This window comes from Streptomyces sp. NPDC087787, assembly GCF_044743035.1.
GTDB lineage: Bacteria > Actinomycetota > Actinomycetes > Streptomycetales > Streptomycetaceae > Streptomyces.
In genome coordinates, this window is record NZ_JBIUVQ010000001.1 from 850,293 (window position 1) to 873,249 (window position 22,957).

25 protein-coding genes, 1 rRNA gene and 2 pseudogenes are annotated in these 22,957 nt (G+C 71.1%); 20 read left to right on the top strand and 8 right to left on the bottom strand.

The features are described from left to right. The first annotated feature begins 88 nt into the window (after positions 1 to 88). The 5 genes from ACIOWN_RS03900 to ACIOWN_RS03920 all read left to right on the top strand — a co-directional run bounded on the left by ACIOWN_RS03900 (position 89) and on the right by ACIOWN_RS03920 (position 2,991). Positions 89 to 373 (top strand): type II toxin-antitoxin system Phd/YefM family antitoxin, encoded by a 285-nt coding sequence (locus ACIOWN_RS03900; protein ID WP_362355110.1) that lies wholly within the window; start codon positions 89 to 91, stop codon positions 371 to 373. A gap of 5 nt (positions 374 to 378) precedes the next feature. Continuing rightward, positions 379 to 765, top strand: coding sequence for a type II toxin-antitoxin system VapC family toxin (locus tag ACIOWN_RS03905; RefSeq protein WP_362355181.1), 387 nt, complete (start codon positions 379 to 381; stop codon positions 763 to 765). A gap of 181 nt (positions 766 to 946) precedes the next feature. Continuing rightward, entirely contained in the window at positions 947 to 1,666 is a 720-nt protein-coding gene (gene fabG / locus ACIOWN_RS03910) for a 3-oxoacyl-[acyl-carrier-protein] reductase (RefSeq protein WP_362355113.1), read from the top strand. A 5-nt stretch (positions 1,667 to 1,671) separates the two neighbouring features. Beyond that, on the top strand, positions 1,672 to 2,439 hold the full coding sequence (gene fabI / locus ACIOWN_RS03915; RefSeq protein ID WP_362355116.1) for an enoyl-ACP reductase FabI: 768 nt from the start codon (positions 1,672 to 1,674) through the stop codon (positions 2,437 to 2,439). 201 nt (positions 2,440 to 2,640) lie between these two features. Then, complete coding sequence (locus ACIOWN_RS03920; protein ID WP_401980181.1) at positions 2,641 to 2,991, top strand: hypothetical protein; 351 nt, start codon at positions 2,641 to 2,643, stop codon at positions 2,989 to 2,991. Here the strand turns inward: ACIOWN_RS03920 and ACIOWN_RS03925 are convergent. Then, positions 2,969 to 3,661, bottom strand: a complete 693-nt coding sequence (locus ACIOWN_RS03925; protein WP_362355122.1) for a FadR/GntR family transcriptional regulator — start codon at positions 3,659 to 3,661, stop codon at positions 2,969 to 2,971. The genes ACIOWN_RS03920 and ACIOWN_RS03925 overlap by 23 nt on opposite strands. Before the next feature lie 82 nt (positions 3,662 to 3,743). On the opposite strand from ACIOWN_RS03925, the gene ACIOWN_RS03930 reads away from it, so the two are divergent. From ACIOWN_RS03930 to ACIOWN_RS03945, 4 genes are all read left to right on the top strand, one after another. Further along, positions 3,744 to 5,087 carry a CynX/NimT family MFS transporter gene (locus ACIOWN_RS03930; protein WP_401980184.1) on the top strand — a complete coding sequence of 448 codons (1,344 nt, stop codon included), beginning with the start codon at positions 3,744 to 3,746 and terminating at the stop codon, positions 5,085 to 5,087. Positions 5,088 to 5,137: 50 nt separating this feature from the next. Then, entirely contained in the window at positions 5,138 to 5,257 is a 120-nt protein-coding gene (locus tag ACIOWN_RS03935; protein ID WP_267895383.1) for an SGM_5486 family transporter-associated protein, read from the top strand. A gap of 250 nt (positions 5,258 to 5,507) precedes the next feature. After that, positions 5,508 to 5,717, top strand: a complete 210-nt coding sequence (locus tag ACIOWN_RS03940; RefSeq protein ID WP_362355128.1) for a hypothetical protein — start codon at positions 5,508 to 5,510, stop codon at positions 5,715 to 5,717. 120 nt (positions 5,718 to 5,837) lie between these two features. Beyond that, positions 5,838 to 6,356, top strand: a complete 519-nt coding sequence (locus tag ACIOWN_RS03945) for a SixA phosphatase family protein (RefSeq protein WP_401980187.1) — start codon at positions 5,838 to 5,840, stop codon at positions 6,354 to 6,356. Between the two features lie 36 nt (positions 6,357 to 6,392). Here ACIOWN_RS03945 and serB read toward each other — a convergent pair whose 3' ends face one another. Further along, complete coding sequence (gene serB / locus ACIOWN_RS03950; protein ID WP_362355134.1) at positions 6,393 to 7,601, bottom strand: phosphoserine phosphatase SerB; 1,209 nt, start codon at positions 7,599 to 7,601, stop codon at positions 6,393 to 6,395. Positions 7,602 to 7,743: 142 nt separating this feature from the next. Beyond that, entirely contained in the window at positions 7,744 to 9,591 is a 1,848-nt protein-coding gene (locus ACIOWN_RS03955) for a streptophobe family protein (protein ID WP_401980190.1), read from the bottom strand. Positions 9,592 to 9,833: 242 nt separating this feature from the next. Between ACIOWN_RS03955 and ACIOWN_RS03960 the strand changes: the two genes are divergently transcribed. Next, positions 9,834 to 12,359: an FHA domain-containing protein gene (locus ACIOWN_RS03960; protein WP_401980193.1), complete on the top strand. Its 2,526-nt coding sequence runs from the start codon at positions 9,834 to 9,836 to the stop codon at positions 12,357 to 12,359. 82 nt (positions 12,360 to 12,441) lie between these two features. On the opposite strand, the gene ACIOWN_RS03965 is transcribed toward ACIOWN_RS03960, so the two are convergent. Beyond that, complete coding sequence (locus tag ACIOWN_RS03965; protein ID WP_362355143.1) at positions 12,442 to 13,161, bottom strand: transglycosylase SLT domain-containing protein; 720 nt, start codon at positions 13,159 to 13,161, stop codon at positions 12,442 to 12,444. Positions 13,162 to 13,634: 473 nt separating this feature from the next. On the opposite strand from ACIOWN_RS03965, the gene ACIOWN_RS03970 reads away from it, so the two are divergent. From ACIOWN_RS03970 to chpE, 3 genes are all read left to right on the top strand, one after another. Beyond that, positions 13,635 to 14,780, top strand: a complete 1,146-nt coding sequence (locus ACIOWN_RS03970) for a GAF domain-containing sensor histidine kinase (protein ID WP_362355146.1) — start codon at positions 13,635 to 13,637, stop codon at positions 14,778 to 14,780. Continuing rightward, on the top strand, positions 14,773 to 15,414 hold the full coding sequence (locus ACIOWN_RS03975; protein ID WP_362355149.1) for a response regulator transcription factor: 642 nt from the start codon (positions 14,773 to 14,775) through the stop codon (positions 15,412 to 15,414). The genes ACIOWN_RS03970 and ACIOWN_RS03975 overlap by 8 nt, the downstream gene beginning before the upstream one ends. A gap of 156 nt (positions 15,415 to 15,570) precedes the next feature. Further along, the gene (gene chpE, locus ACIOWN_RS03980) at positions 15,571 to 15,816 is read left to right on the top strand and encodes a chaplin ChpE (protein WP_362355152.1); all 246 of its coding nucleotides are present in this window, start codon (positions 15,571 to 15,573) and stop codon (positions 15,814 to 15,816) included. Positions 15,817 to 15,929: 113 nt separating this feature from the next. On the opposite strand, the gene ACIOWN_RS03985 is transcribed toward chpE, so the two are convergent. Then, positions 15,930 to 16,772, bottom strand: coding sequence for a hypothetical protein (locus ACIOWN_RS03985; RefSeq protein WP_401980197.1), 843 nt, complete (start codon positions 16,770 to 16,772; stop codon positions 15,930 to 15,932). A gap of 155 nt (positions 16,773 to 16,927) precedes the next feature. On the opposite strand from ACIOWN_RS03985, the gene ACIOWN_RS03990 reads away from it, so the two are divergent. The 3 genes from ACIOWN_RS03990 to ACIOWN_RS04000 all read left to right on the top strand — a co-directional run bounded on the left by ACIOWN_RS03990 (position 16,928) and on the right by ACIOWN_RS04000 (position 19,295). Continuing rightward, positions 16,928 to 17,725, top strand: a complete 798-nt coding sequence (locus ACIOWN_RS03990) for an ABC transporter ATP-binding protein (RefSeq protein ID WP_100572619.1) — start codon at positions 16,928 to 16,930, stop codon at positions 17,723 to 17,725. A gap of 51 nt (positions 17,726 to 17,776) precedes the next feature. Continuing rightward, positions 17,777 to 18,208, top strand: coding sequence for an NfeD family protein (locus ACIOWN_RS03995; protein ID WP_362355161.1), 432 nt, complete (start codon positions 17,777 to 17,779; stop codon positions 18,206 to 18,208). Between the two features lie 142 nt (positions 18,209 to 18,350). After that, complete coding sequence (locus tag ACIOWN_RS04000; RefSeq protein WP_358737551.1) at positions 18,351 to 19,295, top strand: SPFH domain-containing protein; 945 nt, start codon at positions 18,351 to 18,353, stop codon at positions 19,293 to 19,295. Positions 19,296 to 19,369: 74 nt separating this feature from the next. Here ACIOWN_RS04000 and ACIOWN_RS04005 read toward each other — a convergent pair whose 3' ends face one another. Together ACIOWN_RS04005 and ACIOWN_RS04010 are read right to left on the bottom strand one after the other, a co-directional pair. Beyond that, positions 19,370 to 19,876 (bottom strand): HNH endonuclease, encoded by a 507-nt coding sequence (locus ACIOWN_RS04005; protein ID WP_100572616.1) that lies wholly within the window; start codon positions 19,874 to 19,876, stop codon positions 19,370 to 19,372. Positions 19,877 to 20,040: 164 nt separating this feature from the next. Beyond that, complete coding sequence (locus ACIOWN_RS04010; RefSeq protein ID WP_362355166.1) at positions 20,041 to 20,580, bottom strand: YbhB/YbcL family Raf kinase inhibitor-like protein; 540 nt, start codon at positions 20,578 to 20,580, stop codon at positions 20,041 to 20,043. Between the two features lie 74 nt (positions 20,581 to 20,654). Here ACIOWN_RS04010 and ACIOWN_RS04015 point away from each other — a divergent pair. Then, a pseudogene (locus ACIOWN_RS04015) lies at positions 20,655 to 20,774 on the top strand (3-methyladenine DNA glycosylase); the annotation flags it as partial. A gap of 17 nt (positions 20,775 to 20,791) precedes the next feature. Continuing rightward, positions 20,792 to 21,403 (top strand): DNA-3-methyladenine glycosylase, encoded by a 612-nt coding sequence (locus ACIOWN_RS04020; RefSeq protein WP_401980202.1) that lies wholly within the window; start codon positions 20,792 to 20,794, stop codon positions 21,401 to 21,403. Positions 21,404 to 21,725: 322 nt separating this feature from the next. On the opposite strand, the gene ACIOWN_RS04025 is transcribed toward ACIOWN_RS04020, so the two are convergent. After that, positions 21,726 to 22,043, bottom strand: coding sequence for a recombinase family protein (locus tag ACIOWN_RS04025; RefSeq protein ID WP_401980257.1), 318 nt, complete (start codon positions 22,041 to 22,043; stop codon positions 21,726 to 21,728). Positions 22,044 to 22,096: 53 nt separating this feature from the next. Here ACIOWN_RS04025 and ACIOWN_RS04030 point away from each other — a divergent pair. Beyond that, positions 22,097 to 22,312 (top strand): annotated as a pseudogene (locus tag ACIOWN_RS04030) (3-methyladenine DNA glycosylase); the annotation flags it as partial. A 552-nt stretch (positions 22,313 to 22,864) separates the two neighbouring features. Then, positions 22,865 to 22,957, top strand: a 16S ribosomal RNA gene (locus ACIOWN_RS04035); the annotation flags it as partial.

The window sequence follows — 22,957 nt, forward strand, 5'->3', positions numbered from 1 at the left end:
GAGGGGTGATGCCCCGGCGGTACGGCTGAATGTAGGTACTATCAGGGAGGTGTACGCACAATCTGCCCTGCTGTGAGGGGAGCGCGGTATGAGCACCATTTCCGTCCGTGAGTTCTCGTACAACCCCAGCGCGGTCTTCGCCCGCGTCGAGAAGGGTGAGGCGATCGAGGTCACCAGACACGGCAACGTGATCGCGATACTGTCACCGGCCGGCAGTCCCATGGAGCGGTACGCGCATCTGGTGGCGCAGGGAAAGATCAAGCTGAAGCCGATCACCGCCGCCGAGCGTCACAGCATGCCGCACTACGAGGTGCCGGAAGACGTCGACCCCGTGGCGCTGCTGCTGGCCGAGCGCGAAGAGGGCGACCGTTGATCTACATGGACACCTCGGCGCTGGTCACCTGGATGACCCGGCGCAGTCACTGGGGAGCACTGGACGCCTTCCTTCAGCAGCGAGCCACGGAACCGCTCGCCACCAGCACCCTCGGCTTCGTGGAGACCGTACGCACCCTGGACCTCATGGGGCACTTCCCGAAGGCGATGGAGGACCTGGACGCCCGGATCACCGAGATCCTCCTCACTCGGGAGGTGCGCGACGGAGCGGCCCTGCTCGTAGGGCGTCTGAGGACGCTGGACGCTGTCCATGTGGCCAGCGCGATGTCGCTGCGGGACGACCTCACGGCCCTGGTGACCTACGACCGCAGGATGCTTGAGACCGCTCGCACTGAAGGACTGGCCGCGCACGCGCCGGGAACGGCGGACTGACCCGGTGTGCCTGCGAGCCCTCCGACTGTAGGAACCCGACAGGAGCCGGGGAGCGCCACTGTCGGTGCCCGATTGCCCGCCGGCGTGGCCGGACCGATAGGTTTTCGGTGAAGCCGCCTGTCATCGAGGTGTTCGGGCGGGTTGTCGGAATGCTTCAGACCGCTATCGAAAGGGTGATCCGTTGAGCCGCTCGGTTCTCGTCACCGGAGGAAACCGGGGCATCGGCCTCGCCATCGCCCGCGCGTTCGCCGAGGCCGGCGACAAGGTCGCCATCACCTACCGTTCGGGGGAGCCGCCGGCCGCCCTCGAGGAGCTTGGCTGCCTCGCCGTCAGGTGCGACATCACCGACCCCGAGCAGGTGGAGCAGGCCTACAAGGAGATCGAGGCCGAGCACGGCCCCGTCGAGGTCCTCGTCGCCAACGCCGGCGTCACCCGGGACCAGCTCCTGATGCGCATGTCCGAGGAGGACTTCACCTCGGTCCTCGACACCAACCTCACCGGCACCTTCCGCGTCGTGAAGCGGGCCAACCGCGGCATGCTGCGCGCCAAGAAGGGCCGTGTCGTCCTGATCTCCTCGGTGGTCGGTCTGCTGGGCTCGGCGGGGCAGGCCAACTACGCCGCCTCCAAGGCCGGCCTGGTCGGCTTCGCGCGGTCCCTCGCCCGTGAGCTGGGCTCGCGCAACATCACCTTCAACGTCGTCGCCCCCGGTTTCGTCGACACCGACATGACCCGGGCGCTCTCCGACGAGCAGCGCGAGAACATCATGGGGCAGGTGCCGCTCGGCCGGTACGCGCAGCCCGAGGAGATCGCCGCGGCGGTGCGGTTCCTCGCCTCCGACGACGCCTCGTACATCACTGGAGCCGTCATCCCCGTTGACGGCGGACTGGGAATGGGTCACTGATCACCATGAGCGGAATTCTCGAGGGCAAGCGCGTCCTGATCACCGGTGTGCTGACGGAGGCCTCCATCGCCTTCCACGCGGCCAAGCTGGCCCAGGAGCAGGGCGCCGAGGTCATCCTCACCGCCTTCCCGCGGCCCACGCTGACCGAGCGCATCGCCAAGAAGCTGCCGAAGCCCGCCAAGGTCATCGAGCTCGACGTCACCAACGACGAGCACCTGGGCCGTCTGGCCGACGTCGTCGGCGAGGAGCTCGGAGGCCTCGACGGCGTCGTCCACTCCATCGGCTTCGCGCCGCAGGATGCGCTCGGCGGCAACTTCCTCAACACGCCGTTCGAGTCGGTCTCCACCGCCATGCACGTCTCGGCGTTCTCCCTGAAGTCGCTGACCATGGCCTGCCTGCCGCTGATGCAGAACGGCGGCTCGGTCGTCGGCCTCACCTTCGACGCCCAGTACGCCTGGCCGCAGTACGACTGGATGGGCCCCGCCAAGGCCGCCCTGGAGGCGACCAGCCGCTACATGGCGCGCGACCTCGGCAAGCAGAACATCCGCTGCAACCTCGTCTCCGCCGGCCCGCTCGGCTCCATGGCCGCCAAGTCCATCCCGGGCTTCAGCGAGCTGGCCTCGGTGTGGGACACCCGCGCCCCGCTGGAGTGGGACCTGAAGGACCCCGAGCCGGCCGGCCGCGGCATCGTGGCGCTGCTGAGCGACTGGTTCCCGAAGACCACCGGCGAGATCGTCCACGTCGACGGCGGTCTGCACGCCATCGGCGCGTGACGCTGCCGCTGAGCCTCAGCGACGTGTGAGGGCCCGTACCCCGAGGGGGTGCGGGCCCTCCGCCGTTGCCCGGTGCTGTCCTCCGCGGCCGGTTCACCCGGCCGGGGCACTCGGCCGGGCAGTCGGCGTGTCGGGTGTGCACGCTGAAAGTCCGCCCTCACCTCGCGTTCTCCTTCGCAGGACGGCCGAGGAGGTTCCGCTGTGCGTCTGCTCCGCGGCGCGGCCCCACTGATCGTGGCCGTCGCCCTCGCGCTGCCGCTGCCGTACGGGTCGACGCCGGACACACGCGCGCGTGCCGGTCCGCCCGCGGCGCCGGAGCCGTTCGGCGCCGGCTGCCGCACCACCGTCTCCGGCTCCGAGGTGACCGCGTACTGCCACAACCCGTATCCCGGGACCGACCGCGTCAGCCTGCACGTCGAGTGCGACCGCTGGTGGGACATCGGCAGCGACGGCTCCCCGGTGGCCGCGGGACCCGCGCAGACCGTGCGGATGACCGGCCGCTGCTGGAAGAGGGTGCGCTCGGCCTGGGTCACTCACCAGCGGGCGAGGTGAACCGGCCCGGACGGCACAGCAGCGGGTAGCTCGCGGCCTCGGCGGCGGCCGCCTCGGCGTCGCCCGCGCGGATCGCGTCGAGCAGCCGGGTGTGGTCCATGTACGTGTCCGGCGTCAGTGCCGCGCCGACGTCCGCGCGCAGCCAGTCCCGCAGCACCTCGCCCAGATCCGCGTACGTCGCCGTCATCACGTCGTTGTGGGAGGCAGCCACCACCGCCAGATGGAAGGTGGCGTCCGCGGACACGAACGCCTCCGTGTCCCCGGACTCCCAGGCCTCCTCGCGGCGCAGGAACTGCGCGTGGAGCTGCTTGAGGTCCTTCTCGGTGCGCCGCTGGGCGGCCAGCCCGGCCGCGGCCGACTCCAGCGCGGAGCGCAGTTCGGCGATGTGCCGCGGATCGGCCTCGGCGAACCTGCGGTGCATCACGCCCGCCAGCTCGCTGGTCGCCGCGACGTACGTGCCCGAACCCTGGCGGATGTCCAGCAGGCCGTTGTGGGCCAGCGCCCGGACCGCCTCGCGGACCGTGTTGCGGGCCACACCGAGCTGTTCCACCAGCTCCGGCTCCGTCGGGATGCGGGAGCCGACCGGCCACTCGCCCGTGGTGATCTGGCTGCGCAGTGCGGCGATGACCTGTTCGGACAGCGCCGACCGGCGCGGATGGCTCAGTGGCATGGCTCACCTTCGCACGCGGGACCCGGGGGTGGAGTAACCGGCTGTCGACAACCAATCATCCCATGATTCTATGATGGTTCTCATGCCACGCGAGGAAACGACCCGGACGACGACACCGACGACCGGACGCACCCCGGTCCCGACCGCCGCTTCCCGGCCCGTCCCGGAACCGGAACCGCAGGGAGCGCGGGCCTCCGGCGCCGCCACGCGCGCGTGGACCACGCGCCTGCTCGTCGTCGGCCTCGTGCTGACCGCGCTGAACCTGCGCCCCGCCATCACCAGCCTCGGCGCGCTCCTGGAGGAGGTCCGCCAGGGGCTCGGCATGAGCGGCAGCGTGGCCGGGCTGCTCACCTCCGTGCCCCCGCTCTGCTTCGCCGTCTTCGGCGTCATGGCCCCCCGGCTGGCCCGCCGCTTCGGGCCGGCCGCCGTGGTGTGCTCGGGCATGGTCGCCATCGCCGCCGGACTGGCGATACGGCCCTACGTGGGCAGCACGGCCGCGTTCCTCGCCGCCAGCGCGCTGGCCCTCATGGGCATCGCCGTCAGCAACGTCCTGATGCCGGTCATCGTCAAGCGCTGGTTTCCCGACCGGGTCGGCACCATGACCGGGCTGTACTCGATGGCCCTCGCCCTCGGCACCTCGGCCGCCGCCGGGGTGACCGTGCCGCTGACCGGGGCGCTCGGCGGCAACTGGCGGTCCGGCCTGTCGGTGTGGGCCCTGCTCGCCGCGGCGGCGGTACTGCCGTGGCTGCCGCTGGTACGGGACAGGGGCGCCCGGTCCGCCGCGCGGACGCCGGCCGCGCCCGGGGAACCGCCGCGCGCGCGGCAGGCGCAGGCTCCGACGCTGCGCATCGCCCGGAGCCGCACCGCCTGGGCGCTGGCCGTCTTCTTCGCACTCCAGGCCACCGCCGCCTACATCACCATGGGCTGGATGGCGCAGATCTTCCGGGACGCGGGCGTGCCCGCCGGCAAGGCCGGGCTGCTCCTCGCCGTCACCATGGTGATGGGCGTGCCGCTGGCCTTCGTCATCCCGCGCCTGGCCACCCGGCTGCCCCACCAGGGCCCGATCGTGCTGGTGCTCGGCGTCTGCGGCCTGGCCGGCTACGCCGGTCTCTACCTCGCGCCCGCCGCCGGCTCCTGGGCCTGGGCAATGCTCCTCGGCGTGGCCAACTGCGCCTTCCCGCTCGCGCTCACGATGGTCGGCATGCGGGCCAGGACCGGCCCGGGCGTCGCCCAGCTGTCCGCGTTCGCCCAGAGCACCGGCTACCTGATCTCCATCCCGGGTCCGCTGCTGGTGGGCGTGCTGTACCAGAGCAGCGGCGGCTGGGGGCTGCCCATCGCGCTCATGGCCGGCCTGATGGTGCCGCAGATGGTGGTCGGCTACGTGGCGGGCCGCGACCGCACGGTGGAGGACGAGGCGGCGCGCTGAGGCGGCCCCCGGAGACCGAGTTCCGGACGAAGGGTGCGAGACTGGGGCGCATGCAGCCTGTGCTCGACCCGAACCCCAAGGACGGCCAGCGGAAGATGCTGCTCGTCCTCGGCGCTTTCTTCGCCATCTTCGTGATCATCGCCATCGTCGCGACCCTCGCGGCGCCGTGACCCTCCGCCGCCGCGGCCCCGCGCGGCGGCGGCCGCTTTCCCCGTGCCGCGGGGTGAGTCCTGTGACGTCCGCCCGCCGGTGAGGCCCGTCCTCAGGGTCGATGGTGGGGTTATCCCCCCATCCCCTAGGGGGTGAGGGTCAGGGGCAAGTGGGTGGATCACCGGATGGGCCGGGGAGCGCGGATTCCGTAGCTTCGAGATGTGACCGCGCGAGGCGGTCCGCGGACCTCGGAGACCAGCGGAGGCGATCATGTCGGCCCGTACGCACACCCGGCCCCACCCGGCGACCACGGGCGCCGGCGTCGACTCCCGGCTGCCGTGGTGGGCCCTGGCCCTGCCCGTGCTGGCCTTCGTCGCGCTGCTCCTCCTGATAGGCAATCCGGCGGACGCCCAGGCGGCGGGCGGCGACCCCACCATCCCCCAGCTCCTGCGGCACGCCCGGGAACTGCTCGCCCTCTGACTCCCCGCGGGGGCATCCGGTCGCCGCTCCCGCGCACGTCCTCGTGCCGCCCGCCCCGCCCGGGAAGCCGCATGTCAACTCCCTGCGCCCCCCAACCTGTTTCATGCGAAGCTGGGACCCATGAGCGTCGCAGAACCCCGCAGGATTGTTCTCTTCCGGCATGCGAAAGCCGACTGGCCGCAGGTGACCGACCACGAACGACCACTCGCCGAAAGGGGCCGCACGGACGCCGCGGTCGCCGGCCGCAGGCTGGCCGGCACCGGTGTCTCCTTCGATCTCGCCCTGTGCTCGACCGCGACCCGGACCCGCGAGACCTGGAAGCTCGCCGTCCACGAGCTGCCGCACCGGCCGAAGACCGTCTACGAGGAGCGGGTCTACGACGCCTCGCCCGGCGAGCTGATCACCGTGCTCAACGAGACGCCCGACGACGTGCGGAATGTGATCCTCATCGGCCACAACCCGGGCATCCAGGGTCTTGCCGAGGTGCTGTCCGGCTCGGCCGAGGGCGACGCCCGCGAGCGGATGAGCCGGCGCGGGTTCCCGGCCGCCGCGTTCGCCGTGGTCTCCTTCGAGGGATCCTGGAAGTCCCTGGAGCCGGGTGTGGCCACGCTGCTCGACTACTGGGCGCCGTCGGAGTAACCGGGCGGCGGTGCGGGAGGGGGCCGGCGGGGCCGCTCAGCCCTCCTCGTGGGCGTCCGCGGCCTCGACCTCCTCGCGGGTGACTCCGAGCAGGTACAGGACGGTGTCGAGGAACGGCACGTTCACCGCCGTGTGCGCCGCCTCCCGCACCACCGGCTTGGCGTTGAAGGCGACTCCGAGGCCGGCCGCGTTCAGCATGTCGAGGTCGTTCGCGCCGTCACCGATCGCGACCGTCTGCGACAGCGGGACACCCGCCTCGGCGGCGAACCGGCGCAGCAGCCGCGCCTTGCCCGCCCGGTCGACGATCTCGCCGGTGACCCGGCCGGTCAGCCTGCCGTCGACGATCTCCAGGGTGTTGGCCTGCGCGAAGTCCAGTCCCAGCCGCTCCTTCAGATCGTCCGTGACCTGGGTGAAACCACCCGAGACGACACCGACCTGGTAACCGAGCCGCTTGAGCGTACGGATCAGGGTGCGCGCGCCCGGCGTCAGACGGACCTCGCTGCGCACCTTGTCCACCACGGAGGCGTCCAGCCCCTCCAGCAGCGCCACGCGGGCGTGCAGGGACTGCTCGAAGTCCAGCTCGCCGCGCATCGCCGCCGCCGTCACCTCGGCGACCTTGTCCTCGCAGCCGGCGTGCCCGGCGAACAGTTCGATCACCTCGTCCTGGATGAGCGTGGAGTCCACGTCCATGACGACCAGGCGCTGGGCCCGCCGGTGCAGGCCCGCCCCGACGACCGCGACATCGACACCGAGTGCCGCGGCCTCCGTCGCCAGGGCGGTGCGCAGCGGCTCCGTCTCCACGCCGGACACCGCGAACTCCACCGCCGTCACCGGGTACTTGGCCAGCCGGAAGATACGGTCGATGTTGCCGCCGGCCCGGGTGATCCGGGCGGCGATCCGGGCGGTCGCCTCCGCGGTGAGCGGGTGGCCGAGAACGGTGACCAGGGAACGCCCGAGGCCACGCGGCCGGTTGTCGCCGTGGCCGGAGATGATCTCCGCCTGCATCCTCATCGACTCGGCCCAGCTGTGCACGGTGGCCCGCAGGTCGCCTTCCAGCCCGGCGGGCGGCTGTGTGACGAGCGCGCACAGCACGATGCGGCCACGGGTGACGACCTGCTCGATGTCGACGACGTCGACGGAGTAGGCGGCGAGGGTGTCGAAGAGACCGGCCGTGATGCCCGGCCTGTCCTTCCCGAAGATCTTGACGAGAAGGGTGGGATCGGCAGAGGTCTGCGAAGCGCTCATGGTGCTTCCACCGTATCCGGCACCCAGTGCCCCCTGCCCCTCAGGTCCGCCTGCCGGACAGCGAACAACAGATGTCCACGGGACGACGGCCCGGCTGCCACCCGCCCCCGTCGTCCGCCACCAGCCACCCGTCGTCCGGCGGTCACTTCTCCGGAGGCCGGGGCGGCATCGGCGGCAGAGGCGGCGGTTCGCCGTCCGGTGCTCCCGGCGACCGGGGCGACCGGGGCGACCGAGGGGGCCGCGGAGGCCGCCCCGGCGGTCGCGGGGGAGGAAGGGGCTGGGGCGGGGGCTGGGGCGGCACGGGACCGGCCACCGTCGGCGCCCCGTACATGTCGTGCCCCGAAGCGGCCGGCCGGGGCCGCCCACCGCTGCCCGGCGCGGCCGGCTCCGCGCGGTCGGCCGGCCCCCGGTCCTCGGGCGGGTGGGTGTCCCGCGGGCCTCGCAGTCCGCGCGGCAGGCGCAAGTACGGATTGGTGGACGGGTTCGGTGGGCGGTACGGCGCGGCCGGGGCGTAGGGGGTGCCCTCGGTGGGACCGGGCCGGACCTCATGGCCCCGGTGTTCCACGACTGCGGCCGGTCCCGCCTCGCCCCGTGCCAGCGGTGCCGCGCGGCTGCCGGCGGCTCCCGCCGCCGTGGCCAGCAGGGCGCCCACGGCACCTGCGCCGGCTCCCCACACGGCGCCGAGCAGCAGGGCCGTGCCCAGGTGGCCGCGCAGTCCCACCCCGGCGCCGAACACGTCGAGGCCGAGGACGGACAAGGACGCGTCCACGGACACCTCCGTCAGCCACGCGAGCAGCGGCAGCGTCAGCGCGGTGGCGATGCCCAGCCGCAGCGCGCACCGTCCCGCGAAGCCGGGAGCGTCACGGCGGACCGGAGCGGCCCCCGCCGGTGTGCGTACCGCGGTCAGTACGCCCGCCAGCAGCATCGCCAGCACCGCCGCGATGCCCAGCAGCCACACCCGGCCGTCCAGGCCGGCCAGCCGGGACAGCGTGACCGGCTGGTCGGAGTGCGCGGTCAGCAGCCTGTCCAAGGGGTCCGGCAGGACCCCGGCCAGTCCGCCCGTCGCCCTGCCGTCCCAGGGGACGAAGAGACCGATCGGGATGCCGAGCCAGACACCGTTGGGGGTGCCGAGCAGTGCCGCGCCCGCGACGCGCCGGGGGTGGTCGTCGCCGATCGCCGCGTACGCGGCCGCCGCGAGCCCCGCCGCCACGGCGGCCATCAGCACCGTGACGAGCGCCGACACGGCCGGCCGCACGACCCGGTGCACGGCCTCCCAGCCGCGCGGCAGCGGCGTGCGGCGCGAGGCGAGCAGCGCGATCAGCAGGACCCCGGACGACCAGCCGAGCCCGCCCAGCACGGTCGGCGCCGTGTCGACGGTGAAGCCGACCGCCGCCTTGGCGCCGATGAGCCCGCCGATGCGGCCGGGCAGGAGCCCGCCGATGTCCCCCAGGTCACCGAGCCCGGGAATGCTCACGCCACCGGATCCCGCGCCGCCCGGCAGCCCGCCGGGCCCGAGCGCATCCCCGTCGATCGTGACGACGTCGTGCCCCGCCCAGGCAAGCCCGCCCAGCACCGCCACGAACAGCGCCACCACCGCGCCCGCCCGGGCCAGGAGTTCAGCCGGCGCGATCACCACTCCCGCCGAGCGCAAGGACCGCAGGAAGAACCACGACAGCAGCAGCGCACCGACCAGGCTCACCCCGAGTGGCGTGATCTGGAGGGCGGTGTGCGCCTCGGCGCCTTTCAGGCCGAACGCGGACACATCGCCGGACGGCGTGACCGAACCACCCGCCCCAAGTGCCACCACCGCGGCGGTCATCGGTCCCAGCGAGCCCGACGCGTCGGCCCGCAGCAGGTGCAGACCGAGCGCGGCCGCGCCCGCCATGCCGGTCAACGCCCAGCTCACGCAGGCGATCGCGGACAGCAGTACGTCGAGCCACGGCAGGCGCGCACCGTGCCTCACGGTCCCGACGCCCGTGGCAGCGCTCATGGCAGACCCCCCGATCCGCGGCGCGGCCCGGCCGCCGCGCATGTCCCCCTCGCGTGAAATACCACTCTGCGGCCGGGTTTCAACCCCGTCGGCGAAAAGGCGGCCGAAGCGGACGTAGACACTCTTCACAAGGCCCGGCTTTCGGTCAGTGGGCTGAGCCTGAAATAGTTCCCCCCGATGTTCGACATCCCTAGACTCCCCGCTACGGGGGTAACTCGGGGGACAACTCAGTGGGGCATGGAGTGCCGGAACTCGTACTGGAAACCAATGGACGGACCTGGACGCTCGACCCGTCCAGGTCCTACGCCCTGGGACGCGATCCACAGGGGGACATCGTGTTCGACGACGCCAGGGTCTCCTGGCGTCACGCCACGGTCAGCCACAACGGCCGCAGTTGGGTCATCGAGGACCACGGCAGCACCAACGGCACGTTCGCGCAGGGCCGTCGGGTCAACCAGCTGGAGCTCGGACCCGGTTCGGCCGTGCATCTCGGGAACGCGACCGACGGGCCCGTGCTGAGCCTCGCCGGCGCCGCGGCCCCGGCGGCGACCCCGCAGGCCCAGCCGCAGCAGCAGCCGTACGCGACCCAGGGCGCGAACCCCGGCTGGTCGCAGCGGCAGGAACCGCGGCCGCAGACACCGCAGGCCGACTGGCAGCAGCCGCAGCAGGGCCCGCAGACGCCGTCGATCCCGCAGCAGCAGGGCGGCCCCGGCAGCGCCGCGGGGGCGCCGCCGGCTTACGGCGACCGCAGCCCGACGACCTTCCACCAGTTCTCGCTCGGCCGCGTGATGCGCATCGGCCGTGCCCTGGAGAACGACCTGGTCGTCTCCGACCTCCAGGTCTCCCGCAACCACGCGGAGTTCCACGCCACACCCGACGGCCGCTTCGAGATCCGTGACCTCGGCTCGCACAACGGCACGTACGTCAACGGCCACCCGGTGCCCAAGGGCGGCACGGTGCAGCTCGGCCCGACGGACATCGTCGGCGTCGGCCACTCGGCGTTCCGGATCGTCGGCGACCGGCTCGAGGAGTTCGTCGACACCGGTGAGGTGTCCTTCTCCGCCCGCCACCTGACCGTGACGGTCGACGGCGGCAAGCAGATCCTCAGGGACGTCTCCTTCGGCCTCCCGGAGAAGTCGCTGGTCGGAGTCATCGGCCCGTCCGGTTCCGGCAAGTCGACCCTGCTGAAGGCGCTCACCGGCTACCGGCCCGCCGACCAGGGCGAGGTCCTCTACGACCACCGCAACCTCTACAAGCAGTTCGCCGAGCTGCGCCAGCGCATCGGCCTGGTCCCGCAGGACGACATCCTGCACAAGGAACTGGCCGTGAAGAAGGCCCTGAAGTACGCGGCCAAGCTGCGCTTCCCGGCCGACACCACGGCGGCCGAGCGCGAGGCCCGCATAGACGAGGTGCTGCGCGAGCTGAAGCTGGACGTCCACAAGGACAAGAAGGTCACCTCCCTGTCCGGCGGCCAGCGCAAGCGCGTCTCGGTGGCGCTCGAGCTGCTCACCAAGCCGTCGCTGATCTTCCTGGACGAGCCGACCTCCGGTCTCGACCCGGGTATGGACCGCGACGTCATGCAGCTGCTGCGGGGACTCGCCGACGACGGCCGCACGGTCCTCGTCGTCACCCACTCGGTGGCCGAACTGGCCCTGTGCGACAAGCTCCTTGTGATGGCGCCGGGCGGCGCCGTGGCCTACTTCGGCCCGCCGGAGGAGGCGCTGAACTTCTTCGGCTACGACACCTGGGCCGATGTGTTCTCCGCCTTCGAGAACTACCGCGACTACGACTGGGCCGGCCGCTGGAAGGGTTCGCAGCATTACCAGATGTACGCCGCGGACATCGACGCCGTCGAGCCGCAGTCCGTACACATGCCCCCGCCGGCCATCAAGCCGCCCAAGCCGCAGGGCTGGGGCTCGCAGCTGATGACCCTGATCCGGCGGTACGTGTCGGTGATCGCCTCCGACAAGGGCTTCCTGGCGCTGTCGGTGATCCTGCCGGCGGTGCTCGGCGCGGTCAGCCTGCTCATCGACCACAACCGCGGTCTGCTGGTCAACGAGCAGATCAACCGGACGACGGGACTGCACGTCCCGAACGGCACGGCGACCACGGTGCTGCTGATCCTCGCGGTCGGCGCCTGTTTCGCGGGCGCCGCGAACTCCGTCCGCGAGCTGATCAAGGAACGGGTCATCTACGAGCGGGAACGCGCCACCGGCCTGTCCCGCTCGGCGTACCTGATGTCCAAGGTGATCGTGCTCGGCGCGGTCACCGTGATCCAGGGACTGATGGTCGGTCTGATCGGCTTCTCCAGCCGTGAGATCCCCGAGAAGGGCCTGATCCTGGGCAACGCCACGCTGTTCGAGCTGTGCCTGCCGATCATGGCGCTCGGCTTCACCGCGATGATGTTCGGCCTGGTCATCTCCTCGCTGGTGAAGACCGCCGAGAAGACCATGCCGCTGCTGGTGATGTTCGCCATCGTCCAGGTCGTGTTCACCGGCTGCCTGTTCACGCTGAACGGCACCGTGGGCGTCAACGAGTTCTCGTACCTGATGCCGTCGCGCTGGGCGGTGGCCGCCGCCGGTACCACGCTGGACTTCAACAACATCGCCCCGAACACCGACGACCCGACCAGCACCGACCCGCTGTGGAACCACACGGCCTCCGCCTGGAGCCTCGACATGGTCATGCTGATCGTGCTCGGAGTCGTGTGCGGCTTCCTGGTGGCGCGCTTCCTGCGCCGCCACGAGCCGGAGGTCATGCGCAAGTAGCCGCGCCGCGTCACGGCACGAAGGGCGGCACCCCGCAACGGGGTGCCGCCCTTCCGCGTCTCGTCAGAGATCCGCGCCGGCCTCAGTACGCGCTGTTGACGTTGTCCATCGAGCCGTACCGGTGCGCCGCGTAGTTGGCGGCGGCGGTGATGTTGGCGACCGGGTCGTAGATGTTCCACGACGTGCCGGGGACGTGGTACGTGCGGAAGGTCGGGTCGATGACCTGCAGCAGCCCCTTGGACGGGATGCCGTTGCGGGCGTTGATGTCCCAGTTGTTGATGGCGTTCGGGTTGCCCGAGGACTCCCGCATGATGTTGCGGTGCAGGCCGCTGTAGGAGCCGGGGATGTTGTGCTGCTTCATGACGGCGAGCGACTGACGGATCCAGCCGTCCAGGTTGTTGCCGTAGTTGGTGGAGTACGCGACCGTCTGCGCCTGCGGGCGCTTGGCGGACCGGCTCGCGGCCTGCTTGGCCTGGTGCGCGGACTTGACCTTCTGGGCGGCCGCGGCCTTGTGCAGGGCGGCGGTCCGGGCCTGCTGCGTCACGACGGCCTGCTTCTTGGCCGCGATGGCCTGGACCTTCACGCTCTCGCCCGCCAGCTGGTCGGTGACGCTGGCCTTCACGCCCTGGATCGGCTGGGTGCCGAGCTGCACCGGGGCGGCCGCGACGCTGCTCGTCGTCTCGGCGTGGCCGGGCGCGGCGGAGAAGGCGACGGCGGCCGCTCCGAGGACGGCGACGCCGGCGACGGCGATCCTGCGGGGCTTGGCCAGGGCACGACCGGGAAGGCGGAAGTTTGCGGGCATGGCGAAATAGACCTCTTCGAGTAGCGCGGAGGCCGCTCTCCGGACTGCGGGAGGGGGTCCGTCCCACACAAACGCCGCGAGCGGAAACCCGCGGCGTTGAGCGACGAGAGCAATTCTTAGCTGCCGCAAAATCCGGTGGCAAAGGTGTGACGTACGAAGCTGGATAGTGGAGCGGAACGGACAAAACGGGACAGACTAGAGCGTCTGTGCCGTTCGTGACGGGCCCCTCCGTCTCCTATGTCCGTTCGTACGTGACCTGCGTCCTATGGGTGCCCTCACATCGAGGCAGAGGTTTTCTCACCCCTGGTTGCCACTGCAACGCTCTGGGTGAGCGGATCCCGGCCGGCCTGACGTGGTGCGCGCCCGCGTCCGGGGCCCGTCCGGTACCGGTCGCCGGACCTAGGTCCAGCGGCCCGGGTACGGCCGTCGCGGGGCCGATCCCGACCGTCATCCCCCGCCGGTACCGTGAGGACATGAGTCAAGGCCCCAGGTCAGGCCTCGCCGCGGTGAGTTCCGCGCTGCTGGCCATGAGCAGACACCTCGAGGTGCGCGACGTCCTGAAGACGATCGTCGCCTCCGCCCGTGAACTGCTCGACGCGCGGTACGCCGCCCTCGGCGTACCGGACGACCACGGCGGTTTCGCCCAGTTCGTGGTCGACGGGGTCAGCGAGGAGCAGTGGCGGGCCATCGGCCCGCTCCCGCGCCAGCACGGCATCCTCGCCGCCATGCTGAGCGAGGCCCGGGTGGAGCGCCTCGCGGACCTGCGCGAGGACCCGCGCTTCGAGGGCTGGCCCGCCGCCCATCCCGAGATGTCCGACTTCCTGGGCCTGCCGGTCCGCGACGGCGACGAGGTCATCGGCGCCCTCTTCCTGGCGAACAAGAACGGCGTGAGGCACGAGGGTGGCTGCGGCTTCACCGAGGAGGACGAGGAACTGCTCTCGATCCTCGCCCAGCACGCCGCGATCGCCCTCACCAACGCCCGCCTCTACGAACGCAGCCGCGAACTGACCATCGCCGAGGAGCGTTCCCGCCTCGCCCACGAACTGCACGACGCGGTCAGCCAGAAACTGTTCTCCCTGCGCCTGACCGCCCAGGCCGCCACCGCCCTCGTCGACCGCGACCCCGCACGCGCCAAGGGCGAACTGCAGCAGGTGGCCGCGCTCGCCGCCGAGGCCGTCGACGAACTGCGCGCCGCCGTCGTGGAACTGCGCCCCGCCGCCCTCGACGAGGACGGCCTGGTCGCCACCCTCCGCACCCAGATCCAGGTCCTCGACCGCGCCCACAGCGCGCGTGTCACCTTCACCGCCCGCGGCATCCGCGCCCTGCCGGCCGCGCAGGAGGAGGCCATGCTCCGCGTCGCCCAGGAAGCCCTGCACAACGCCCTGCGGCACGCGCGGGCGGACCATGTCGACGTCACCCTGGACCGCCGCGGCGGCGGTGCCGTCCTGCGGATCACCGACGACGGCACCGGCTTCGACCCGAATGCGGTGCGCCGCGCGGGCCGCCACCTCGGCCTGGTCTCCATGCGGGACCGGGCGAGCGGGGCCGGCGGACGGCTGACGGTGGAATCGGTGCCCGGCAAGGGCACCGCGATCGAGATGGAGGTCCCCGGTGGCTGACCCGATCCAGGTGCTGCTCGTCGACGACCACCAGGTGGTCCGCCGGGGCCTGCGCACCTTCCTGGAGGTGCAGGACGACATCGAGGTCGTGGGCGAGGCGGCGGACGGCGCCGAGGGAGTCGCCCGCGCCGAGGAACTGAGGCCCGACGTCGTCCTCATGGACGTCAAGATGCCCGTCATGGACGGGGTCGAGGCGCTGCGCCGGCTCCGCGAACTCGACAACCCCGCGCGCGTACTGATCGTCACCAGCTTCACCGAGCAGCGCACCGTGGTCCCGGCGCTGCGCGCGGGCGCCGCCGGGTACGTCTACAAGGACGTGGATCCCGACGCGCTCGCCGGCGCCATCCGCTCGGTGCACGCCGGGCACATCCTCCTCCAGCCGGAGGTCGCGGGCGCCCTGTTGTCCCAGGAGGAGAGCAACTCCGGCCAGAGCCGGGGGACATCGCTGACGGAGCGGGAGCGGGAAGTGCTCGCCCTGATAGCCGACGGCCGCTCGAACCGCGAGATCGCCCGGGCCCTGGTGCTCTCCGAGAAGACCGTCAAGACCCATGTGTCGAACATCCTGATGAAGCTCGACCTGGCGGACCGCACCCAGGCCGCGCTGTGGGCCGTGCGCCACGGCCTGAGCGGGTGATCCCGCCCGCCGAGGGCAATTCGGAGGGTCCCGCTCCGGACTGAGATTCATACCGTCGTGGGAATGTCCCCCGGATGGCGCAACCTCCGTGCGGCCCGGCCGTTCTCCAGTGCGTGCCGCGGCGCCTGCCGCGGCGATCACCAGGAGGGGTCAGAAGTGAAGAACCTGAAGAAGGCAGCGGCCGTGGCGATGGTGGCCGGGGGGCTCGTGGCCGCCGGTGCGTCGATGGCCTCCGCCACCGACGGCGCCTGGGCCGGCGGCGCCGCCAAGGGCTCCCCGGGCGTCGTCTCGGGCAACGTCGTCCAGGCCCCGGTCCACATCCCGGTCAACGCCGTCGGCAACAGCGTGAACGTCATCGGCGTCCTGAACCCCGCCTTCGGCAACCTCGGCCTCAACCGCTGAGGCCGCTGAGCCCGGTCAGGCCCTGAGCCCACCACGACCGACGGCCTCCCGGCTCCCCCCGGGAGGCCGTTTCGCGGTCCGCGCGCGGCCTGGACGTCCGTCGCGGCCGTCCGTCAGCGCGCCCCTCGCTCCCGCTCCTCGAGCATCGAGTTGTACGCCGCCACCTGCGCCCGCCGAGCCGTCCGCTCCACCGGCCGCAGCGCGTCCCCCCGCGCCGCCATCTCGGACGCGCTCACCGCACCCCCGTGCCCGTTCCCGTACGCCAGCGAGACCAGCAGCGCCACCCGCCGCGCCAGCTCCAGCACCCGCACCGCCCGCGGCGGATACCCCGGCGCCAGAACCTCCGGCCCGCCCGTCGCCCGGCCACCGCCCCTCAACGAGGCGCTGCGCGCCGACCCTCCCGAATGCTCGGCCCGCGCCCGGTACGCGTCGATCGCCGCCTCCGCCACCGGGCCCGATCCGGCCACGTCCAGCCGCGACAGCACCGACGTCGCCTCCCGCAGCGCCTCCGCCAGCTCCCGCTCGGCCTCGCCCAGCGACGGCACGTCGACCGGCGGCGCCTCCCGCACCGGCAACACGTGCCACAGCACCTCGGCGTGCACATCGCCCTTGGGCCCGGCCTCGTGCAACTCGGGCACCAGCCCGAAGGCGGCCCCGTGGCAGAGCACCGCCTCCCCGGCCTCCAGCGCCCGCGCGTTGAACTCCGGCGGCCCGCTCAGCCCCAGCGGATGCCCCGGCGCGGGCAGCGCCACCCGCAGCGCGTCCACCCCGAGCCGGCGCAGCCGCCCCAGCGCCAGCGTGAGCCCGACCGGACCCGACTCACCGGGCAGCCCTTCCACGCGGTGGACGGCGTCGTCCCCGACGATGGCGAGCACGGCGTCATCCGGCGAGACATATCCGGACAAGAGTGAGTTTCCCCAAGCGGCGAGGCGTCCAGAGCGCGGTTCCGAGAGCATGCCTCCACCCTAAGGACCGGACCGATGGAACGGCCCGCCCGGCTCGTGGCGTAGATTCGGTGAGGGCTGCGTGCGCCCACCGGCGCGGCGGGCCCAGCCACAGGCGTACGCGATGCCGAGACCGGCGGCACACTGCAAGGGGAGACAACGCGCTCATGAGCGATGTTCTGGAGCTTCAGGACGTATCCGTGGTCCGTGAGGGCCGGGCTCTCGTGGACCAGGTCTCCTGGTCGGTCAAGGAGGGGGAGCGCTGGGTCATCCTCGGCCCCAACGGCGCCGGCAAGACCACCCTGCTCAACGTCGCCTCCACCTACCTCTACCCCAGCAGCGGCACCGCCACCGTCCTCGGCGAGACCCTCGGGAAGCCCGGGACCGACGTCTTCGAGCTGCGCCCCCGCGTCGGCGTGGCCGGCATCGCCCTCGCCGAGAAGCTCCCCAAGGGCCAGACCGTGCTCCAGACCGTCCTGACCGCCGCGTACGGCATGACGGCCGGCTGGCAGGAGGAGTACGAGGACATCGACGAGCAGCGCGCCCGCGCCTTCCTCGACCGCCTCGGCATGAGCGACTACCTGGACCGCAAGTTCGGCACCCTCTCCGAGGGCGAGCGCAAGCGCACCCTGATCGCCCGCGCCCTGATGACCGACCCCGAGCTGCTCCTGCTCGACGAGCCCGCCGCCGGTCTCGACCTCGGCGGCCGCGAGGACCTGGTCCGCCGTCTCGGCCGGCTCGCCCGGGACCCGATCGCCCCTTCGATGATCATGGTCACTCACCATGTCGAGGAGATCGCCCCCGGCTTCACCCACGTCCTGATGATCCGCCAGGGCAAGGTCCTCGCCGCCGGCCCGCTGGAACTCGAACTCACCTCCCGCAACCTGTCCCTGTGCTTCGGTCTCCCGCTCGTCGTCGAGCAGGCCGGTGACCGCTGGACCGCCAAGGGACTCCCGCTGTCCTGAACACCGCTCCGCACCCTGTCCGCCGCCACCGCCCCGGCCTAACATGACCATGTGGACAACATCGACGCATGGGTCTGGTGGCTGGTCGGCGCGGCGGCGCTCGGAATCCCGCTCGTGGTCACCGCGATGCCGGAGTTCGGCATGTTCGCGGTGGGCGCGGTCGTGGCCGCGGCCGTCGCGGGCTTCGGCTTCGGCGTCGTCGTCCAGGTGCTCACCTTTGTCGTCGTCTCGGTCGCCCTGATCGCCGTCGTCCGGCCCATCGCGGCCAGGCACCGCCGACAGCGGCCCGAACTGGCCACGGGGGTGGACGCGTTGAAGGGCAAGCAGGCCGTCGTCCTGGAACGCGTCGACGGCTCCGGCGGCCGCATCAAGCTCGCCGGGGAGATCTGGTCGGCACGCGCGCTCGACACCGACCACGCCTACGAAGTCGGCGAACAGGTCGACGTCGTGGACATCGAGGGCGCCACCGCCGTCGTCATGTGACCTCGCACCAAAGGCGACAACAACAAGTGGACCGAACAGGCCACGAGTTGGGCCACGGTCTGTCAGACTCGACCAGCAAGATCTTCAACAGCCGCAAGATCTTCCGAAAGAGCCGAGGCGGAGAAGGGTACGGGCAGCAACGATGGCACCGGTCATCATCGTCCTGATCATCCTGGTGGTGTTGGTCTTCATCGCCCTGATCAAGACGATCCAGGTCATCCCACAGGCGAGCGCCGCCATCGTCGAGCGCTTCGGCCGCTACACACGGACACTGAACGCGGGCCTCAACATCGTCGTCCCGTTCATCGACACCATCCGCAACCGCATCGACCTGCGTGAACAGGTCGTCCCGTTCCCGCCGCAGCCGGTGATCACCCAGGACAACCTGGTCGTGAACATCGACACCGTCATCTACTACCAGGTGACCGACGCCCGGGCCGCCACCTACGAGGTCGCCAGCTACATCCAGGCCATCGAGCAGCTCACCGTCACCACCCTGCGCAACATCATCGGCGGCATGGACCTGGAGCGCACCCTGACCTCCCGCGAGGAGATCAACGCGGCCCTGCGCGGCGTCCTCGACGAGGCGACCGGCAAGTGGGGCATCCGCGTCAACCGCGTCGAGCTCAAGGCCATCGAACCGCCCACCTCCATCCAGGACTCGATGGAGAAGCAGATGCGCGCCGACCGTGACAAGCGCGCCGCGATCCTCCAGGCCGAAGGTGTCAGGCAGTCGGAGATCCTCCGCGCCGAGGGTGAGAAGCAGTCCGCGATCCTGCGCGCCGAGGGTGAGGCCAAGGCCGCCGCCCTGCGCGCCGAGGGCGAGGCCCAGGCCATCCGTACGGTCTTCGAGTCCATCCACGCCGGAGACCCCGACCAGAAGCTGCTCTCCTACCAGTACCTCCAGATGCTCCCGAAGATCGCCGAAGGCGACGCCAACAAGCTCTGGATCGTGCCCAGCGAGATCGGCGACGCCCTCAAGGGCCTGTCCGGAGCCATCGGCGGCTTCGGCTCCCTGGGCGGCGCCCCGGGCGGCGGCAACGCCCCCGCGGCCACCGAGCGCCGCGAGAAGCCGTCCATCGACTGACCCGCCCGGTCCGCCACGGCAAGTGGGGCCCGCCATCGTGACAAACCACGAAGGCGGGCCCCACTGCCGTCCAACTAGGCTGCCGACCGGGCCAGCCAGGAGGGAAGCGCCTCGAACTCCTCCTGCCCCAGGGCCAGAAGCATCGCGTCCGCGGGGGTCGGCTCGAACGGCTCCCGCAGCAGCGGCATTCCCGCCTGCTCCGGAGTCCGGTCCGCCTTGCGGTGGTTGTCCTCCGCGCACGAGGCCACCGTGTTCAGCCAGGTGTCCTGCCCGCCCCGCGAGCGCGGCACCACGTGGTCCACGGTCGTCGCGCGCCGCCCGCAGTACGCGCACCGGTGCCGGTCCCGTATCAGCACACCCCGCCTCGACCACGGTGCCTGTCTTCGGAACGGCACCCGCACATACCGGCACAGCCGGATCACCCGGGGCGCGGGAATGTCGACCTGCGCGCCGCGCAGCCGCAGCTCCGGATGGGTCTGCTCGACCACGGCCTTCGACTGGAGCACCAGCACGACCGCACGGTTCAGCGTCACCGTCGACAGCGGCTCGAAGCTCGCGTTCAGCACCAGCGTGTCCCGCATCCCGGCCCACCTCCCAAGAGCGCCGGCCCACCCCGTGGCGGGCTGGATCAACTCTGGCCGGGCGCGCCGGGATGGACAACGCAATAAAAGTGCCCGCTCCCGGCCACGTTCAAGACCGGAAGCGGGCAAACGTTCAGTGAACGGCGGCCTGCGCGCCGCGCGGCTCAGCCCTCGGCGGGGTTCTCGTACTCACCGATCAGCTGGGCGCGCGCCAGCGTGTGGAAGCGCAGATTGAAGCCCACCACCGCCGGCGAGGCGTCCGAGTCCGGACCGAGCCTGTCCTGGTCCACCGCGTACACCGTGAACACATACCGGTGCGGTCCGTCCCCGGGCGGCGGCGCGGCACCGCCGAAGTCCTTCGTGCCGTAGTCGTTGCGCGCGTGCACCGCGCCCTCGGGCAGCCCCTCGAACTTGCCGCCGCCCGCACCCGCCGGAAGCTCCGTCACCGACGCCGGGATGTCGAACAGCACCCAGTGCCAGAACCCGCTGCCCGTCGGGGCGTCCGGGTCGTAGCAGGTCACGGCGAAACTCTTCGTCTCCGGAGGGAAACCCGCCCAGCGCAGCTGCGGGGAGGTGTTCCCACCCGCGTGCACCTGAGCGTCCCCGAGCGTCGCGCCCTCCCGGACGTCGTCGCTCGTGACCGTGAAGGACGGCACGGGCGGATGGAAGTCGTGGGGGAGCGGCCGCCGCTTGTGCTCGGTCACCTCGGTACCTCCTGATCGGTTCCTGGATGATTCCCGATCAATGATCCCACCTGCCTCGACTACGCTCGTGAGCCGTGATCGCGCCCACGTCCCGTACACCGCTGCCCGGAGAGTTCTTCGACCGCCCCTTCGTGGAGGTCGCTCCCGATCTGCTGGGCCGCGTCCTGGTACGCACGACCCCCGAAGGTCCCATCATGTCAAGGCGGTCAGCATGAACATTGTGGATCTTGCTCATCCCGCCGAAGAAGTCGCCCCCAAGCTGCTCGGTGCTGTCCTCACCCACAAGACACCCGAGGGAACCGTGAGTATCGCCATCACGGAGACCGAGGCGTACTCCGGTTCCGCCGACCCCGCCTCCCACGCCTATCGAGGCAGGACACTCCGAAACGCCGTAATGTTCGGACCCGCGGGACACCTGTACGTCTACCGTTCTCACGGGCTGCACTGGTGCGCCAACGTCGTCACCGGGGCAGACGGCGTCGCCACAGCGGTGCTGATCCGGGCAGGCAGGGTCATCGAAGGGGAGCACCTGGCTCGCGAGCGGCGGGGGAACAAGGTCGAGGGTCCACGTCTCGCGCGGGGGCCGGGGAACTTCTGCCAGGCGCTCGGCATCACGGCAGAGCACAACGGCACCGACCTACTGACAGGTGCATCGGTCGAGCTGTCCGAGGGCGAGCCAGTACCCGCGGCACTCATCCGGGTCGGTCCTCGCGTGGGCGTGAGCAAAGCCCATGACTGGCAGCACCGCTTCTACCTCGCCGGTGATCCAACAGTCTCGGCGTACCGACTGAGCCCGAGAGCCAAGCCAGCCGCCGGAGCCTGAGCCGCTGCGCGCCTGGCTCGCGGCCCCCTCGGTGAGTCGGCGCGGAAGTCGGGCCCGAAGACGCGTAACCGCTCGCGAGCTTGGCGCGTGATACTCCGCGTTCACTTCGCCGCCGATGGGCCGATCGTCCCGGACACGCAGGCTTCGGTCCCGGCCGGCTGGCCGCGCTGCTGGGCAAGGACGGCAAGCCGTTGTCCGACCAGAGCCCGCGCAACGCGATGGCACGCGCCAAGGTGATGGGCCTTGTGTCGCCTCGTTCCGGTGCCGCCTGCCTCACGCTTCCGGCCAACGGGCGGCCTACCGGCCGCCATAGTCGCGGTGATCAACGACAGTGCGGCCCGGTAAAGGGGCCGACAGGAGCAAACTGAGGTTCCCCCGTTGCTCGGGAGGGGCTGATCAGCTGGGCAGAGCGGGTTGGCGGGGTTTCAGGTTCGCTCGTTCGGCCGCTGCCTGCTCGGCGTAGTGCTGCTCTCTCGGCCACCGCAGCGCCAACGCCTGTCTCCTCGGCCAGGTCCACCAGCTCGACCAGGTCCCGTGTCGTCCGGTAGAGGCGGTCGTAGTGCCTGACCACGACAACATCAGCCATACACGTTCGAACCAGCTGGACCACGCGCCTCCAACCTTCACCGCGGGCCGACACCCTGCGGCCCTCAACAACGCGGAACTTCGACGCCGAAGAGTCCAACTTGGGTCGAGGGCGGGACGAGCGGAGTTCTGCTCCGTGCCGCCGAGATCGTCGAGGGCGCCGAGTCGGTCCGCGCCCGCCGCCTCTCGGCCCGCAACGGCCCCCGCACCGGAGTGGCCGGCGAGGGCGGCAACGGCGACGTCCACCCGTGGCGCTTCTGGGCCGCCGACGACCCGACGGTGAGCCCGTACCGGGCCCATACGCCGAGGCGCCGCCGAAGCTGACGGCGGGAGTTGACTCGCCCGAGGAAGGTGCGTAACGTAGCCCAAGCCGCTGAACCGGGTACGGCGATCGCCTGCAGCCGGAGCGGCCAACCCACTACCAACCGAGAACCCCTTCGACGGGGTCGTCTTCGGTGCGCTCGCGTACCCGAATTCGAACTCGCGGGACTCGATTATGAGTCGCCAGGGAAATCGGCTAACGTAGTGAATGTCGAAAGGCCGACGGGCGGAAGTCCGAAAACCCAAGACGAACCCCGCTGACTGGGGGTCAGGTCGAGAAAAAAGATCTGATAGAGTCGGAAACACCGAAGGGAAGCGCCCGGAGGAAAGCCCGAGAGGGTGAGTACAAAGGAAGCGTCCGTTCCTTGAGAACTCAACAGCGTGCCAAAAATCAACGCCAGATATGTTGATACCCCGTCTCCAGCATCCGCTGGGACGAGGTTCCTTTGAAAAAACACAGCGAGGACGCTGTGAACCGAGGGGACTATTCCTCCCCTCCGGTTCCGCTCTCGTGCGTGTTGCACCGGCAGTATTAATTTACTGGCCGAGTAAACATTCACGGAGAGTTTGATCCTGGCTCAGGACGAACGCTGGCGGCGTGCTTAACACATGCAAGTCGAACGATGAACCACTTCGGTGGGGATTAGT

Bases quoted from the DNA above. Each gene is read 5' to 3' on its own strand.
- ACIOWN_RS03900 (WP_362355110.1), top strand. From the start codon at position 89: ATGAGCACCATTTCCGTCCGTGAGTTCTCGTACAACCCCAGCGCGGTC.
- ACIOWN_RS03905 (WP_362355181.1), top strand. From the start codon at position 379: ATGGACACCTCGGCGCTGGTCACCTGGATGACCCGGCGCAGTCACTGG.
- fabI (WP_362355116.1), top strand. From the start codon at position 1,672: ATGAGCGGAATTCTCGAGGGCAAGCGCGTCCTGATCACCGGTGTGCTG.
- ACIOWN_RS03925 (WP_362355122.1), bottom strand. From the start codon at position 3,661: ATGCCACTGAGCCATCCGCGCCGGTCGGCGCTGTCCGAACAGGTCATC.
- ACIOWN_RS03930 (WP_401980184.1), top strand. From the start codon at position 3,744: ATGCCACGCGAGGAAACGACCCGGACGACGACACCGACGACCGGACGC.
- ACIOWN_RS03935 (WP_267895383.1), top strand. From the start codon at position 5,138: ATGCAGCCTGTGCTCGACCCGAACCCCAAGGACGGCCAGCGGAAGATG.
- ACIOWN_RS03940 (WP_362355128.1), top strand. From the start codon at position 5,508: ATGTCGGCCCGTACGCACACCCGGCCCCACCCGGCGACCACGGGCGCC.
- ACIOWN_RS03945 (WP_401980187.1), top strand. From the start codon at position 5,838: ATGAGCGTCGCAGAACCCCGCAGGATTGTTCTCTTCCGGCATGCGAAA.
- serB (WP_362355134.1), bottom strand. From the start codon at position 7,601: ATGAGCGCTTCGCAGACCTCTGCCGATCCCACCCTTCTCGTCAAGATC.
- ACIOWN_RS03955 (WP_401980190.1), bottom strand. From the start codon at position 9,591: ATGAGCGCTGCCACGGGCGTCGGGACCGTGAGGCACGGTGCGCGCCTG.
- ACIOWN_RS03965 (WP_362355143.1), bottom strand. From the start codon at position 13,161: ATGCCCGCAAACTTCCGCCTTCCCGGTCGTGCCCTGGCCAAGCCCCGC.
- ACIOWN_RS03970 (WP_362355146.1), top strand. From the start codon at position 13,635: ATGAGTCAAGGCCCCAGGTCAGGCCTCGCCGCGGTGAGTTCCGCGCTG.
- ACIOWN_RS03985 (WP_401980197.1), bottom strand. From the start codon at position 16,772: ATGCTCTCGGAACCGCGCTCTGGACGCCTCGCCGCTTGGGGAAACTCA.
- ACIOWN_RS03990 (WP_100572619.1), top strand. From the start codon at position 16,928: ATGAGCGATGTTCTGGAGCTTCAGGACGTATCCGTGGTCCGTGAGGGC.
- ACIOWN_RS04000 (WP_358737551.1), top strand. From the start codon at position 18,351: ATGGCACCGGTCATCATCGTCCTGATCATCCTGGTGGTGTTGGTCTTC.
- ACIOWN_RS04005 (WP_100572616.1), bottom strand. From the start codon at position 19,876: ATGCGGGACACGCTGGTGCTGAACGCGAGCTTCGAGCCGCTGTCGACG.
- ACIOWN_RS04020 (WP_401980202.1), top strand. From the start codon at position 20,792: ATGAACATTGTGGATCTTGCTCATCCCGCCGAAGAAGTCGCCCCCAAG.